This window comes from Pseudomonas sp. 31-12 (assembly GCF_003151075.1).
Lineage (GTDB): Bacteria > Pseudomonadota > Gammaproteobacteria > Pseudomonadales > Pseudomonadaceae > Aquipseudomonas.
The window spans coordinates 5,189,273-5,204,505 of sequence record NZ_CP029482.1 but is presented as its reverse complement, the minus strand read 5'-3'; the positions used below and the strand labels follow the sequence as shown (position 1 = coordinate 5,204,505).

Genomic DNA, 15,233 nt, shown 5'->3' with positions numbered 1-15,233 from the left:
GCAGTATGACAGCCATCAGTATTCGCGAAGAAGAGTTCCGCAAGTTTCGTGAGTTCTTCTATCGCAAGACTGGAATTCAGTTTGAAGACAGCAAGCGGTACTTCGTCGATAAGCGTTTGCTTGAGCGTATCAATGCAACCGAATCGGACAGTTTTCGCAATTATTTCATGCAGCTGCGTTTTGACACCAAAGGCGAAGAAGTTCAGGCGTTAATTAACCTGATGACGGTCAACGAAACCTACTTCTTTCGCGAGGACTACCAGTTTCGTTGCTTGGTGGGCTCGATGCTTGAAGAGATAGTGCGCAATAAGCGCGATCGCAAACCGATCCGGATCTGGTCGGTGCCGTCATCGTCCGGCGAAGAAGCCTACTCCATTGCAATTTATTTACTTGAGCAATGGCCGGCCATCGCCGAGTGGGACATTGAAATCATCTCCTCGGATATCGATACGCAGATTTTAAAGCAGGCCCGTAATGGCCTGTATTCAGCCCGCTCAGTGATGAACGTGTCGGAACCCTTACTAAAAAAGTACTTCACCCGGCGTGGCGATATGTTCCAGATATGCGATGACTTGCGCGATGCCGTGGAGTTTACCCAGGTCAACCTGATGGATGCCAATGCCGTGCGCGGATACCGTGATTTTGACGTGATTTTCTGCCGCAACTTGCTGATCTATTTCGATGATTTGTCACGACGACAGGCCGCGGAAACGTTTTTCGACGCCTTAAACCCGGGCGGCTTTGTCTGCCTTGGCCACTCGGAATCCATGAGTCGTATTTCCTCGCTGTTCAAAATACGCAAGTTCCCGGAAAGCATCGTTTATCAGAAATCCTGGGAGGAGCAATGAAGCGGATTCTCATCGTTGACGACGCCGCGACAGTGCGCCTTTACCACCGGAGCATTCTGGAGCCTGCGGGTTACTCCGTTGACGAGGCGATGAATGGCTTAGAGGGGCTGGAGAAGGCACTAGAAGAGCCGTTCGATCTCTACCTGGTCGACGTCAATATGCCGAAGATGGATGGCTATACGTTCCTGCGCGAGTTGCGTACCCAGGCGTTGCCGCAGGCGCCAGCGATCATGATCTCAACGGAGTCGGAGTCGCATGACCTGAGTACCGCTTATGCCGCCGGTGCGAATCTGTACCTGATAAAGCCAGCCAAGCCAGAGGCTTTGCTTGCCTATGTATCGTTATTGCTCGGCAGGGGTGCGCCATGAACCCATTACTGCAGCAGTTCCTTGAGGAGACGCGCGACTTTCTGCAGGGCATCGCTGAACGGCTGATGCAACTGGAGAGTGAGCCAGACAGTCGTGACCTGATCAACGAACTGTTTCGCATGGTGCACACCCTCAAGGGTAACAGTGGGCTATTCGATTTCCCTGAAATGACCCGGGTGCTGCATGCCGGTGAAGATGTCATGGACGCCGTGCGCGATGGTCGCCTGACTTATTCGCGCGAACTCGCCGACCGCCTGCTCGATGCCATGGACTTTGTCGGTCAACTAACCGATCAGGTGGAGCAGAGCGGCTCGACCGATCCACAGCAAGCCAACATTGCGGCGGCGCTCGCCGCTGACTTGCGTGAATTGTTAGGTGTGCAAAAGCCGCTGCATGCAGAGGCCGCCGAGCCGGCGCAGTCAGCAGTGGAGGATGCCAAGACAGAGGTATTTTCCCAGCAGGCATTGGCGTTGGTGCACACGGCCTTGAGTGCCGTGCCTGAATCCGTGCGCATGGAGGTGTACCGCAGCGCCTGCCAGGGCAGTGCCCTGCATTGGGTCGAGTACAACCCTCTTGCCGATTGTTTCTTCAATGGTGAGGACCCTTTACACCAGGTTCGGCAAATCCCCCAGGTTATCTGGCAGCGCGTGCTTGAGCGTGCGCATTGGGCTCCGCTGCTCGAGTTAGATGCCTACAACTGCAACCTGTGCTTTCAGTTGCTCACCCAAGACAGCCAAGCGCACCTGATGGAGTTGTTCCGCTATACGCCGGAGCAACTCGATACATTCAGCGTGCCAGCCGTTTGCTTGATCATTGCGCAAGGTGAGCCAAACAGCGGGCCGGTGTACGCCGACTTTATGACTGATGCCTTAGCGGCGTTGCAGCAGGGGGACCGCGAGACGCTGGTCCGTGTTACCCGCACCCTGCTGGAGTTGTCCGCGCCGGACCTCTGGCTGAGCTCGGCATTACGTTGGCTGATGTTGATACTGGACGTGCATGCAGATGATTTAGCGGTGGCCAGCTACCTGATTCGCTCGCTTGAATCCGCCGACGGGCCTGACTGGGCGGCCTACCTGGCGCAAGCTAAGACGCAGCCACAGCGGCATGTTGAAGCGCCGTCACAGGCAATTACAGAGGCGACCGCACAGGCGGCTGCAAGGGCGAGCGCAGAACCTGAAATGGATGTATCGCTGCGCCAGATACTGATAGCTCAACACAGCATTCTGAGTTTGTCCGATGCGGCGTCTTGGTTGCCGGGGCGCTTGCAGGCGGTGGCTGCGAGCCTTGCCGGCTGTCTGGCTGGGGTTGCTTCGCCAGAGTTACTCGCCGCGCTGGATGCTGCTCTTGAGCAGTCACTTGAGCAGGCTACATCGGGGCCGCTGCGCGACTGGCTGACCGTCACCCGGTCTCAACTGGGTGAGCCCGCTGATGACCAAAGCGAGACTGCGGTGCTGGAGCCCGTGCTGCGTGAAAGTACTGCTGCTGCGGCTGCGCCCGCAGAGGCTGAGTCGCGTTTCGGGCGGCGTGCAGAGGATGTGAGCTTAAGCACCACACTTAAAGTCGACCAGGCCAAAATCGACCGTCTGATGGCGCTTATTGGCGAAATGGTGGTGGCTAAAAACTCGCTGCCCTATCTCGCCAGCCGCGCTGAGCACCAGCATGGCGTGCGTGATCTAGCGCGCGAGATCAAGGCGCAATACGCGGTGATTAACCGCATCGCCGAAGAAATGCAGGACTCGATCATGCAGGTGCGCATGCTGCCGGTTTCATCTGTTTTTCAGCGCTTTCCACGGCTGATTCGCGATATTTCGCGCAAGCTGGGCAAGGAAGTCAGCCTGGAACTTATCGGTGAGGACACCGAGGCCGACAAGAACATCATTGAGTCCTTGGCTGATCCACTGATCCACATTCTGCGTAACAGCCTTGACCATGGTATCGAATTGCCCGCAGAGCGTATTCGCCAGGGCAAGCCGGCAGGCGGTCGACTGGAGATTCGCGCGAGCCAGGAAGCGGACCGTGTGCTGATTCAGATCAGCGACGACGGCAAAGGTATCGACCCCGCCGTGATCAAGGCCAAGGCATACGAGAAAGGCTTGTTGGACGAAACAGCCTTGGAGCGGTTGAGCGATGCAGACGCGGTAAACCTGGTATTTGCTGCTGGCTTTTCAACCTGCGAGGCGGTCTCTGATCTGTCAGGGCGCGGTGTCGGCATGGACGTGGTACGTAGCGCTATCGAGCGAGTTAACGGCAGCGTTCGTTTGGAAAGCCAGGTGGGCAAGGGCACCCGTATTGTGCTGTCGCTGCCACTGTCGATGGCGGTGAGTAGTGTGATGGTCGTCGAGTCTTACCAGCAAGTGTTCGGGGTGCCGATGGATTGCGTGGTAGAAACTGTGAGGGTTCCGCGCAATGCGATACGCAACATCAAGCAGCATCGTACGGCCATTCTGCGCGGGCAAGTGATACCGCTGCTCGATCTGAATCAGCTGCTGGACTTATCACAGGCGCAGCTGCCCAACCTCGAAGATGAGTTCGCAACCCTGGTGGTGCGTCATCAAGGCGAACCGGTGGGCATCATCGTCGATGACTTCCGTGAAACCGTGGACATCATCCTTAAGCCGCTCGCCGGCATTCTCGGCCAACTACCCGGTTATTCAGGCTCAGCTCTGCTGGGTGATGGCTCGATCCTAATGGTTCTCAATCCACAGGAGCTGTTTTGATGACTATTCATTTTCAGAAAAAGAGCGCGCGCATGGAGGGCGTAGTCGGCGTCGAGGAAGCAGAAGGTTTACTTGATTGGCTGCAAAGGCATCCAGACGCAAAAATCAACCTTGCTAGTTGTACTCATCTGCACGCCGCAAATTTGCAGGTTCTTATGGCCCTGCGCCCGACGCTTAGTGTCTGGCCCGGTGATGCTTCCCTGAAACTCTGGTTACAGGCGGCATTGCCAGCCTACTGAGGTATACCTGATGAGCAAACGCATTATGTTGGTGGACGACTCGGTCACGATGTTGATGAGCGTGAGAACAAATCTAGAGATGAGTGGCTTTGCCGTTGAAACTGCCGAGGACGGGGTGAAAGCGCTGGCCAAACTAAAAACGGGTTATAAGCCGGACCTGATCATCACCGATATCAACATGCCGAATATGGGCGGCATTGAGCTTATCCAGCAGGTGCGTAGCTTGCCTGGTTTTCGCTTTATGCCGATCCTCGCTCTCACCACGGAAAGCCAGCAAGGCAAGCGTGAGGAGGCAAAGCGCCTGGGTGCAACAGGGTGGCTGGTCAAGCCAGTCGGTGGCGCTGACCTTTTGCAGGTGATCAAACAGGTGTTACCGGGGGTCTGAATATGAATACAGCTTGGGATGCTGTGCTAACGCCAGACCTACGGTCTGATGTTCGCTGTGGGCCCTTTATGGTTGGCGGTCTGGCGGCGATAGCAGCGGTTGGTTTTGCTGTGGGCTTGTTGGATAGCACGCTTGCATTACTGCCTTTGGCGGCCCGTCTAGGGCTCCTGTTGCTGCTGGTAGGTGCAGTGATGCTCCTAACCCTGTTTGGCCTTTACCGGGGTGTGCAGCGTGCTTCCGCGCAGGCTCTTGACCACGCGGCGGCGCAGCAGAACTTGCTTCTGGAGCGGCTGCGGCTTGAGAGCGAGCGTGCCCGTGGGCTATCCGAGTCCCTGGATGAGGCAATGGCTACGCAGTTGACGAGCGTGATCGCCGACAGTGAGTCGAGCGCGCTGGCTCTGGTCGATAAGGTGGGGCGCCTGAATACCGATGCATTACACCTGATTGAATACCTTCAGCAATCGGGTAGCGAGGCGGCGAGCATGGAGCGTGAAATTGACGGCAGCTTGCTGTTCATTGCTGATGTATGCCGTTTCGTCGAAGAGCTACCTGTGATTATGCAGCGTGATATGGGCATCATCGAAGGGGCATATGACAAAGTCGGTAGCCTAAAGACCTTGAGTGCGCTGATCCAGTCCATAAGCAAACAGACGGACATGCTGGCTATCAATGCCTGTATTGAGTCTGCTCGCGCCGGCGAGGCAGGGCGTGGTTTCACGGTGGTGGCGGATGAGGTGCGTAAATTATCGGAACGCACCCGTGAAGCCGCCTTGGCCATCCAGAATGGCCTAGATGCCATGCAGCAGACAGTCCGTGATGGTCTCCAAGCTTTTCAGGGGTCTGCCAATGGCCGCTCAACCGAGGCCGCACGCATTGTCGCCTCGCTCAAATCTCTGCACCACAGCCAGGAGGATATGCGTCAGTACTACAAGACGCTGTATACGGTGGTTCGCCGGCACAATTCGACCCTGGCTGGCGAGATCGCCGAGATGCTGGGCAATCTCCAGGTGCAGGATATCGTCCGCCAGCGTATTGAACGGGTTATCGGCTGTCAGTCTCGGCGTGAACAACTTAGAGCTCGCTGGTTGCCAGTATTAGTCAGTGGTGTGGCGGCCGAGGAAATGGAACAACTGTTGAAGGACTATCTCGAGGAGGAGTTCTTGCACGCACCTAGCGGGGGCAAAGATAAATCGACGCTGCCTAAAATTGAACTTTTTTAAGATCAAATTCTGGGAGGCCTCATGGGATATCAAGCAGCTACATCCATTGCTCAACTACTTTCGGCAAAACGTGTGGAAAAGCGCCTGGGCGACATTGTTATGCGCGAGCGCAACCAGTTTTTTGACCTGTCACTGGAGATGTTCTGCACTGTCAGTTTGTCAGGGGAGCTGGTTCAGGTGAATAGGGCATTTGCCGACACCCTGCAGTACCGTGAGGATGAACTGATCGGCAAACTTTACATGACCCTGGTGCACACTGAGGATCAACCCATAGTCAGAGGGGCAATCGAGCAGCTGCAGGATGGGCACTTGATTCGTGAGCTGAACTTTCGTGTCTGGGACCGACAGCTGGGACTGCACTGGCTGCAGCTCAGCGCGGCCTTAAGTAAGGAACAGGTAATTTACTGCTCGGCCCGCGATATTACTGAGCGCAAGGATTATGAACGGCAGTTGCGCATGTTCAAACGCTGCCTGGAGTCCAGTTATAACGGTGTGGTAATTGTCGACGTGCTGGCGGCGGATCAGCCAATTATCTACGTGAATTATGCATTCGAGCGAATCACCGGTTACAGTAGTGACGAAGTAATCGGCCAGAACTGCCGCTTTCTTCAGGGCACTGACTTTAACCAGAAAGGCGTCACCACTATTCGCCAAGGGCTGGCGAGCTGCAGCGATATTCACGTCGTACTGCGTAACTACCGCAAAGATGGCTCGCAGTTTTTGAATGACCTTTATCTCTCCCCCATACTTGATGATGCCAATACAGTCACCCACTTCGTCGGCGTGCAGAACGACATCAGCGAAGAACGGCGTTACCAGGACGAGCTCAGTTTTAATGCCAGCCATGATGTACTCACCGGCCTGCCCAACCGCACACTGCTCGAAGACCGCCTGACGCAAAGCTGCCAGGTGGCTCTGCGTTTTGATCGTTGCATTGCCGTCATGTTTATTGACCTTGACTGCTTCAAGCAGGTCAATGACTCCAACGGCCACCATTTTGGTGACCAAGTTCTCAAAGAAGTTGCAAGACGCCTGTGTGAACAGATTCGTCCGGGCGACACCGTAGCGCGAATCGGCGGCGATGAATTCGTTGTGCTGCTCGCTGACTTGGCCCAGGAAGAAGACGTTGTCCCGATCACCGAGCGGATACTCTGTGCGTTGTCACATCCCTACCATGTCGATGGCAGCGCCTTTCATACCAGCGCGAGTATTGGTATCACGCTCAACGACGGCAGCATTGAATCCCCCATGGAGCTCATCCAGCAAGCCGATATGGCCATGTACAAGGCCAAACAGGAAGGGCGCAATAACTACCAGTGGTTCACCAATGACCTGAGCAAGGTTGTGCACGAACGTGTAAGGCTGCGCGGTGAGTTGCAAAAAGCAATTGAGGAAGACGGCTTCGAGCTCTACTACCAACCGCAGATCGATAGCCGCAGCGGCCAGGTAATTGGCATGGAAGCACTGATCCGCTGGAAGCACGCGACCCGTGGTTTCATCTCACCCATGGCATTTATATCGGTAGCCGAAGAAACCGGACAAATTATTCCGATCAGTCTGTGGGTGCTGGACACTGCCTGCCGGCAGGCTCGGCAGCTTGCCGAATTGGGCATGAACACTCTGACTATGGCCGTGAATATCTCGCCTGTGCACTTTCGCCGTAAAGACTTCCTAGACAGCATCCTGACTGCTTTGCAACAAAATGATCTTAACCCCAATCAGTTGGAGCTGGAGATAACCGAGTCAGTGCTCCTCAACGATTGCGACCAAGCCATCGGATACCTGCACAAACTCAGAGAGCTTGGCATCGGCATTGCGATTGATGACTTTGGTACAGGCTATTCAAGTCTCAGCTACTTGAAACGCTTACCGATAAGCAAAGTAAAAATCGACCGTGCATTCATAACCGACATCATCACCGATAAAGATGATGCAGCTATTACTCAGGGCATCATTTCGATGGCTCACCATTTGCGCATGAAGGTGATCGCTGAAGGCGTAGAAACAGAAGCGCAGAGTGCCTTTCTCAAGCAAGCTGGTTGCGACACCTTCCAGGGCTACTACTTTGCCAGGCCAATGCCATTCGCTGAATTGCTGGTTTTCTTGAAAGCTAGATAGACGCTGAATAAATGAAGCGCTTATCGAGCCTTACGCTTGTCCAATGTCTCCGCTCCATGAACCCCACATCCAGCGGATACTGTCCAATACCTAGGCTTCCTTGTTCATAATGTCCAGCAGATGACGGGCCAGCCCGACAAAGTCTTCGGCGGCACGGCATTTAGGCCCGAATAGGCGGATGGGCTGGCCAGCTGCGAACGATTCGGCCAGACGCACATCACTGCGGATGCCCCCAAGCAGGCGCAGGCTGCCGAATTGACGGGCGATTTCGCCCGTGACCTTGCGGTGTGAGCGCACCTGTCCGTGAACTTGTATAGGCAAAAAACCCAGAATGCGCAGATGTGAACTCTGTGCCGAGATCAGTTTGAACAATACCCGCATCAACTGCTTAACCCCTTCTAGCGAAAGCGCTTGGGGAATGTAGGGAATCAATACCCAGTCTGCGGCAGTCAATGCATTGAGCAGTAAGCTGTCTAATGATGGCGGCGTATCAATAATAATATATTCGTAACGCGACCTAAGGTCTTCATCGTCTAGCGCCCTTGCCAGACTGGCATGGTCTTGGGAGGCGCCACCATGATCGAACATCTGATCAGCCGGTGCGATATCAAGACGCTCTACTTGCGTGTTTTTTATACTGTCGAGCACCCCGCGTGGCTGACCACGAAATAAGTCATGCACGCTGGCATCACCGGCCACATGTCTCAGTCCAAGCCCCACAGCGCAATGGCCTTGTGAGTCAAGGTCGATCAGCAACACGTGTTTTCCAAGCGCGGCAAGCTCTGCAGCCAGGTTGACCGCGACTGTCGTTTTACCAGCACCGCCTTTGCGGTTGGATACAGCTATAACCTGGGTTGTTTTTTTTGCCACAACGCTACTCATTATTTAAAGGACAAAGCGATGGCGGGCGAAGGTCAATAATAAACAACCACCGCCTGCAAGGTAATGCTCAGAGCGATAGCGCCCCACAGCCACCGATTGTCGACCCCCCCCTGAAGGCACTGACCGATTCGGATCGCGCGTTAAGTGAGTTGAACAACTGCGCGAGATCCAGCACGGTAAAAGCGCCGGTTCGGGCCGACTCAACTGAGGCACTGCCCGGTATAAGGCCGCCCGGCAGCAACAATTCAAAGGTCACCAAGCTGGCTAGAGCCATTACCAGGCCGATTTGCAGCACCCAATGCCACATACGCGCATCAATAATCCGATCAGTCGGGCGGCGAGGGCGCCGGGCCATTACATCTTCGTTCTGTGGGTCGATGCCCATGACCAAAGCCGGTGCAGCATCGGTAATCAGGTTGATCCAAAGAATCTGGGTGATCAGTAGGCAGCACTATTGCGCCATTGGAGTCTACCTGTCCAATCAAACTGGCACTGATCACCGCAAGAAAGACCGTCAGTACTTCCCCCATGTTTGAGGAAAGCAGGTAGCGAAGACACTTTCGGATGTTGCCCAGAATTGCGCGTCCTTCACACACAGCGATGACGATGGTGGCGAAGTTGCCATCGGCCAGCATCATTGAATCGGCCATATTTTTTAGACGTATTGAATGACTGTATATGGACTCCTCCTCATTGCAAGCCCCTTTGCTTGGGCTCCCGTGCCGACTGCACACGTATATTCGGCCTCTAAATACGGCATCGTTTCGATGCAGGGCCATGATGGGCTATTCGCGCGTCAGCTCCCGATTGCTTTTTCGTGCTTTTCGCACTTAGACATTAGAGGCTTTTGCCGACGCCGGTTCGACCGGTTTGCCATCGTTCAGGCTGCTTTGCAATCGTGATTAAGAGTTGTTTCTGACGTGGAACACGTCGGGTAAATAGATTAGGCCGCTGCCTGATCCGGTTGGTAATCATTGCCGTGACGCAGCATCGCCCAAGCCATGCATGCAGTTTTGTTGGCCAGCGCAATACCGGCCACATTGGGATGCGATCGCTCGTCTAAACGAACGGTCCACTGGCTGAGTCGATCCTCTTTAGATTTGGCTGTGCGTAGCGCCGAGCGTGTCCATGCACCAATAATGTTCGCAGATATGCATCACCGCGCTTGCTGATACCGAGCAATCGATCCTTACCACCAGAACTGTGTTGCTTCGGTGTCAGTCCCAGCGCAAAAGGTTCGCAAACTCGAGTCTTCTCGCTTGCTGACGCCTAGTAACGTTAGCCTTCCAACGCTGGAATGCTAACGAGTTACGAGACCTAACCAGGCAGGTAGTGATGCCGGCTTGCTCGCAAGCAAGGATTTCCAGACCTTTGTAATAGCCTCGGTCGGCCACCACCGTTAGCGATTCAGCCTCGATTTCTTCACGCGCCTGGCTCGCCATATTGCTCAGTTGCCCACGATCATTACCAACGTTGGTCACCTCATGGGCAACGATCAGATGGTGTTTGTCGTCGACAGCTGTTTGTACATTGTAGCCAACCGTTCCGGTGCCTCGGCCGCTCGTAGCCATTGAGCGTGCATCTGGGTCTGTGAGGGAGATCTGCTGGTCTGGACTTTCGTGGAGCTGCGCCTCGATGTCCTTGAGTTTCTGCATCTGCTTTTTCAGTGTTTCTATCTTTTCTTTAAGCCGCTCTGCTTTGGCCTCGGCCACTTCGGGCGTTGCCCGATCCGCCGAATCCATCGCCGCCAGATATCGATCAATGCTCTGCTCGATCTGCTGCGTGCGTGCCTTCACCTTGCCCTGAGTGAAGTTGCGGTCGCGATTATTGACGGCTTTGAATTTGCTGCCGTCGATGGCGATGATCGATTGGGAGAAGAGATTGAGGTTGCGGCAAAGAACTACGAACTGGCGGCATACGCTGCGAATGGCTTTGCCGTTGTCCTTGCGAAAGTCGGCAATGGTTTTGAAGTCCGGGGCCAAACGCCCCGTTAACCACATCAACTCGACGTTGCGCTCGGCCTCACGCTCAAGCCGACGGCTGGACTGAATCCGATTGAGGTAGCCGTAGATATAGATCTTCAGCAACACCGCTGGGTGGTAGGCCGGACGACCCGTTGCGGCAGGATCGACGCCCTCAGAACCAAGCGCCTCCAGGTCGAGTTCATCGACAAAAACGTCAACCACGCGCACTGGATTTTCTTCGGCTACGTAATCGTCCAGACACTCCGGCAGCAACGTCACTTGCGCCGGCATGAATGTCCCGCAAGTGGGGCAGTCAACGCCATCGCTCGCCATTTGCATAACCCCCTCGCCGCACGTTGGGCAAACCTGCCCCGCCATCTCGCATGGAGATCCGAGAATGAACTCGCCCCGCATAACCGGGAGCCATTTCTCGCAGCAACGCGGCTCGCGATGAAACGGCAACAGCCCCTAGCGCAGCGCATGCTCACAATTAGCGCGCCCTAGCTCCCCCCCATACAAAATACCTGTACAGAAATAGCGCTACGCATTTTTACAGCGCTCGCAGGATTCTATTGGCCCAAAGATGGTCTTGGGCTGTATCGCCGCCAAACAGTAGTCAGCCCGATAGCCAGACCTCTATTTCTCGCGCCTGCCAGAAACCGGAGGTTACTGACCGTTCATCGGGATTGAATGATGTCATGACGACATCATACCAATATAGCTGTACAAGACTTGTACAAGTATCAACATTTGTACAAGTTCAAACTAGCCAGGAAATAACGCCGCTACTCGTTGCCGTCGAACAAAAGAATACCTGCGCAGGATGCGGACTAAGGGCGAATACATACCCTTGCAGGTGTCCCTAAATTGCTCCTCCCATTACGCAGGTACATCATGCCATCGCACACTCCCCGGCTCTCTACACGGAGCAGTCTCTATGCCGGCTATGCCAGCCTGCTAGCGTTTATGTTGCTGATCGCCGCTATCTCGCTGTACGCCCTGGCTAACAGCAATAAGGACTTTTTTCTCTACGTTAATGGCGTTGATGCACGCACCCGCCTGGCCAACACACTGAACGACGCCGCCGCCCAGCGCGCGATTGCCCTGCGTAACATCGCCTTGAACAGCAATGTCACCGCGAGAGGACAGCAGCGGGGCGCGATTGCCGTCAACGAACAAATGGTGGCCAGCAGCCTCGCCGCCCTACGCCAGGCAATTGATAACCATGATGATGTGTCGCCCAAAGCACGTGAACTGTTCTCAACCATCGAGCAGGTCGAGAGCCGCTACAAACCGGTAGCGCAAACCATTGCCGAACACCTGTTCAAGGGTGAAAACGACGAGGCCCTGCGCATGGTCAGCGAGCAGTGCACACCATTACTGGCCGAGCTGACCCAGGCAATTGGCGAATACCTGCGCTACACCAACCAGAAGGCAGACCTGCAGGTCAGCGAAAATGACGCAAACTATCTGTCACAACGCAACCTGCTGCTCGCCATTACTGCGCTGGCCGTCTTACTAGCAGCGGTACTGGGCTACGTCATCAGCCGCAACCTGCTGCGCGCGCTGGGTGCCGAACCGAGTGAACTCAACCAGCTCGCCCAACGCGTTGCCCAGGGCGATTTGCGCGCTATCGAGCGCACGATTGAGCCACCACAAGCCAGCATAATGGCCGCCCTGCTAAGCATGCAGGAGAACCTACGGGACATGACCAAGGGCATAAACCTGTCCTCACAGACCGTGGCCGAATCCAGCCAGGAGCTTAGCCAATCGAGCCTGAGAAACGCCGAAAGCGTGGCCATGGCACAGTGCGAGGTCGAGCAGATCGTCACCGCCGTTCACCAAATGGCCGCCACCGTGCAGGATGTCGCGCGCAATGCCGAATCCGCCGCCAGTGCCGCCAGCGAGGCCGATAGCGCGGCCCTGTACAGCCAGCAGAAGGCCAAAGATGCCGTCAACATGATCGGCGAGCTGGCCGAGACAATCGAACAGTCCAACATGGCCATGGGCCGGCTGAAGAATGAAACCGGCAATATCGGCGGCGTGCTTGAAGTGATCAAGTCGGTGGCCGACCAGACCAACCTGCTGGCCCTCAATGCAGCCATCGAGGCTGCCCGTGCTGGCGAGGCCGGACGCGGCTTCGCGGTGGTAGCCGACGAGGTGCGCAGCCTGGCACAGCGTACCCAGAAGGCCACCTCAGAGATTGAGGGGCTGATCGCCAGTCTGCAGAAAATTGCCGACGAGACCTCGCAGCATATGCAACGCTGCAAGCACTCCAGTGCGCAGTCGGTGTCCGGCGTTTCCGAGGCCGGTGACGCGGTAAGCACGATCGTAACCATGATCGAGCGGATCAACGGCATGAACCACCAAATCGCCGCTGCCGCCGAGCAGCAGAGTACCGTTGCCGAGCAGATCAGCCGGGGCATCGTGACCGTCAGCGAAAGCGCCGAGCAATCCGCTGCAGCCTTCCGCAGCGCTCAGCAGGAAAGCGAAGGACTGGCACGCACCAGCGTGACATTGCGAGAGAACATCTCGCGCTTTCAGCTCTAGGGTCTGTTGCCGTCTCATCGCGAGCCGCGTTGTTGCGAAAAATGGCCCCCGGTTAGACGCAGGACGGGACAGCCCCAAGAAAAAAGGGGACGGATTTTTGGTCCGACCCCAATTTTGCAATACCTGCCATTTTTGAGCGTCTGCTTTTGGCCGATTTCTGTCTGTCGCCACCATCAGCTTTGGGTTGTGATTGCGGCCCTTCGTGGTTGGCAGCAATTGTCCGCTCTCTGTCTGTCGTCACTACGGCTCCTGTTGGTCAAGTCGAATCACGGCGTCAGCTTTTGTGATCTCCTGAGGCCGCTTTCGGCTGAGCAAAATAACCTTGCCTTGATCCCACTCTTTCTCCGCATACAAACAGTCTAGGTATCTACCCCATAACTCCAGAGCAGCCTTTTTCTCTGGTAGATAGCTGTATCGATCGTAGTGAATCGATTGCACATCGTTGCGTCCGTGAGATAACAGCCAGCTACGGATTTCCTTTGTAATTCCAAGTGCAGCCATCAGCGTTTCAGCACTTACCCGGACGTTCGCGTAACTGAAATATCGCGTTTTACCGGAGCCACTCAAAGCTTTTCCAGCATCACTGAATCGCTTGCCCGCTGTATCCGGACGAATACAGCGCCGGCCAATACAAAACGGGCCAGGCCCAATCTTGCTCTCAAACAAAGGCGTCAGGATTTGTTTAATCCTGGCGGTCAGGGGTAGCAGGTGATCCCATGCTTGAGTCTTTTGACCTTTTCCGTCGGTAAGGTGCAGAAGGTCATCGGACGTATCCTCCCAGGTCACACGGAGCAGTTGCTCCATTCGTTGGCCGCCCAGGTAGATTAAACCTTTGCAGATCGCCATCTCTCGGGGAGGCAGGGTATCCAAGTGACGTAAAAGCTCACCAAACTCTTCTGGCGTCAGGGATTCAGTCTGACCGCCGCGTGTATTAGCAAGGGTAGGGACCTTGGTAGCTGGATTGACCCCGATGTCGAAAACTTTCGAATCACTTACATCTCGATCCAAGGAAAGGTGTGCCTTGCCGCCATAGCTGAATGCAGCCTTTAGATATCGGTGGACGCTGGCAGCTGTTGATCGCATGTCAGTATTTGCCGTTTTCGCTTTGTTCCCGATACCACGACCTTTTGGCTTGCGAGCGAGCAGCGCGCTCATCACTAAATGAATGTCTTCGCCGCTGATGGACTTTGCTGGATGCGCCATCAGATCTGGGTGGTGCTGAATCACGTGTGTCTGAAATAGGCGCTCGACTTCTTTTGCCTTAACCTTGCCGCGAGCGGTCAGATCTTTGACATATGCATTTAGTAGTTCTTCGAAGCTACCTTGTCGGGTCGCAAGCTGCTGCGCGAGCACTACAGCTTGTCGTTGTGTTTTCTCTGCGGCGGCTTTGATCGCCAGGTACACCTTTACGTCGCCGTGCTCGGAAGCAATCAATGCCATCTCTGCCGCTTTGTCGCGTAGCTCAGACAGCGCCAGTCCCGGCGCTCTGGCGCTCAAGCGATATTGACCCAGAGAGATCATCGTGTCCTTTGCGTTGAGTCGATAGCGGAAGTAGGCGCTGATCGCGCCACTTTGGCTGCGCTTGAACAAAAGGCTACCTCGGGAACGGCCAGGCAAACTTTCCGTCAGCTTGGAATCTGGCAGCATGCCCTTGAGTTTCTGATCGTTTACGCTTTTGTCGGCAGTGTTCGTGGCCAATTCTAGTCCCCACTTTGGTCCCCACTTCTCATGATGCAGAACGCTACAAGGTGAAACCTCAAGACACAAGCAGAATAGGTCGCCCCTTTAAAAACAGTGTGCTGTGACAATTTAGGACGCGTTCAGAATCGAGCTGACTCACCAAAGCATATGCCTCCTAAGGGGAAGGTTGGCAGTTCGAACCTGCCCTGGGACACCATCTGATTTCAGCCTCGCGCTGTAAGAAACAGCCCCGCCGGAGAAA

At 55.2% G+C, this 15,233-nt stretch carries 11 protein-coding genes and 2 pseudogenes; 8 read left to right on the top strand and 5 right to left on the bottom strand.

Annotated elements, in window-relative coordinates; genetic code table 11:
- The first annotated feature begins 5 nt into the window (after positions 1 to 5).
- The 7 genes from DJ564_RS24565 (at position 6) to DJ564_RS24535 (ending at position 7,895) form a co-directional block, all read left to right on the top strand.
- Complete coding sequence (locus DJ564_RS24565; RefSeq protein ID WP_109634026.1) at positions 6 to 848, top strand: protein-glutamate O-methyltransferase CheR; 843 nt, start codon at positions 6 to 8, stop codon at positions 846 to 848.
- Positions 845 to 1,216 carry a response regulator transcription factor gene (locus tag DJ564_RS24560; RefSeq protein WP_109634025.1) on the top strand — a complete coding sequence of 124 codons (372 nt, stop codon included), beginning with the start codon at positions 845 to 847 and terminating at the stop codon, positions 1,214 to 1,216. Before DJ564_RS24565 ends, DJ564_RS24560 begins: the two co-directional genes overlap by 4 nt.
- Positions 1,213 to 3,933, top strand: a complete 2,721-nt coding sequence (locus DJ564_RS24555) for a chemotaxis protein CheA (RefSeq protein ID WP_109634023.1) — start codon at positions 1,213 to 1,215, stop codon at positions 3,931 to 3,933. Before DJ564_RS24560 ends, DJ564_RS24555 begins: the two co-directional genes overlap by 4 nt.
- Entirely contained in the window at positions 3,933 to 4,172 is a 240-nt protein-coding gene (locus tag DJ564_RS24550) for a hypothetical protein (protein ID WP_109634021.1), read from the top strand. The genes DJ564_RS24555 and DJ564_RS24550 overlap by 1 nt, the downstream gene beginning before the upstream one ends.
- A 10-nt stretch (positions 4,173 to 4,182) precedes the next feature.
- A complete protein-coding gene (locus DJ564_RS24545; protein WP_109634019.1) occupies positions 4,183 to 4,557 on the top strand; it encodes a response regulator in 375 nt (124 codons plus the stop codon).
- A gap of 68 nt (positions 4,558 to 4,625) precedes the next feature.
- On the top strand, positions 4,626 to 5,777 hold the full coding sequence (locus DJ564_RS32660; protein ID WP_162556237.1) for a methyl-accepting chemotaxis protein: 1,152 nt from the start codon (positions 4,626 to 4,628) through the stop codon (positions 5,775 to 5,777).
- A 21-nt stretch (positions 5,778 to 5,798) separates the two neighbouring features.
- Positions 5,799 to 7,895: a bifunctional diguanylate cyclase/phosphodiesterase gene (locus DJ564_RS24535; RefSeq protein ID WP_109634015.1), complete on the top strand. Its 2,097-nt coding sequence runs from the start codon at positions 5,799 to 5,801 to the stop codon at positions 7,893 to 7,895.
- 90 nt (positions 7,896 to 7,985) lie between these two features.
- On the opposite strand, the gene DJ564_RS24530 is transcribed toward DJ564_RS24535, so the two are convergent.
- The 4 genes and pseudogenes from DJ564_RS24530 to DJ564_RS24515 all read right to left on the bottom strand — a co-directional run.
- Entirely contained in the window at positions 7,986 to 8,765 is a 780-nt protein-coding gene (locus tag DJ564_RS24530; protein ID WP_218277767.1) for a ParA family protein, read from the bottom strand.
- Positions 8,766 to 8,844: 79 nt separating this feature from the next.
- Entirely contained in the window at positions 8,845 to 9,162 is a 318-nt protein-coding gene (locus DJ564_RS32270) for a cation transporting ATPase C-terminal domain-containing protein (protein ID WP_256597451.1), read from the bottom strand.
- A gap of 558 nt (positions 9,163 to 9,720) precedes the next feature.
- A pseudogene (locus DJ564_RS24520) lies at positions 9,721 to 10,004 on the bottom strand (transposase); the annotation flags it as partial.
- 77 nt (positions 10,005 to 10,081) lie between these two features.
- A pseudogene (locus DJ564_RS24515) lies at positions 10,082 to 11,032 on the bottom strand (IS1182 family transposase); the annotation flags it as partial.
- A 603-nt stretch (positions 11,033 to 11,635) separates the two neighbouring features.
- Here DJ564_RS24515 and DJ564_RS24510 point away from each other — a divergent pair.
- A complete protein-coding gene (locus DJ564_RS24510) occupies positions 11,636 to 13,291 on the top strand; it encodes a methyl-accepting chemotaxis protein (protein ID WP_109634011.1) in 1,656 nt (551 codons plus the stop codon).
- 240 nt (positions 13,292 to 13,531) lie between these two features.
- Here the strand turns inward: DJ564_RS24510 and DJ564_RS24505 are convergent, their stop codons facing one another.
- Positions 13,532 to 14,989, bottom strand: a complete 1,458-nt coding sequence (locus tag DJ564_RS24505; protein ID WP_109634009.1) for a site-specific integrase — start codon at positions 14,987 to 14,989, stop codon at positions 13,532 to 13,534.
- Positions 14,990 to 15,233: the final 244 nt, after the last annotated feature.

Coding starts and splice junctions, on each gene's coding strand:
- DJ564_RS24545 (WP_109634019.1), top strand. CDS start 4,183: ATGAGCAAACGCATTATGTTGGTGGACGACTCGGTCACGATGTTGATG.
- DJ564_RS32270 (WP_256597451.1), bottom strand. CDS start 9,162: ATGGGCATCGACCCACAGAACGAAGATGTAATGGCCCGGCGCCCTCGC.
- DJ564_RS24555 (WP_109634023.1), top strand. CDS start 1,213: ATGAACCCATTACTGCAGCAGTTCCTTGAGGAGACGCGCGACTTTCTG.
- DJ564_RS24535 (WP_109634015.1), top strand. CDS start 5,799: ATGGGATATCAAGCAGCTACATCCATTGCTCAACTACTTTCGGCAAAA.
- DJ564_RS24560 (WP_109634025.1), top strand. CDS start 845: ATGAAGCGGATTCTCATCGTTGACGACGCCGCGACAGTGCGCCTTTAC.
- DJ564_RS24510 (WP_109634011.1), top strand. CDS start 11,636: ATGCCATCGCACACTCCCCGGCTCTCTACACGGAGCAGTCTCTATGCC.
- DJ564_RS24550 (WP_109634021.1), top strand. CDS start 3,933: ATGACTATTCATTTTCAGAAAAAGAGCGCGCGCATGGAGGGCGTAGTC.
- DJ564_RS24565 (WP_109634026.1), top strand. CDS start 6: ATGACAGCCATCAGTATTCGCGAAGAAGAGTTCCGCAAGTTTCGTGAG.
- DJ564_RS32660 (WP_162556237.1), top strand. CDS start 4,626: ATGGTTGGCGGTCTGGCGGCGATAGCAGCGGTTGGTTTTGCTGTGGGC.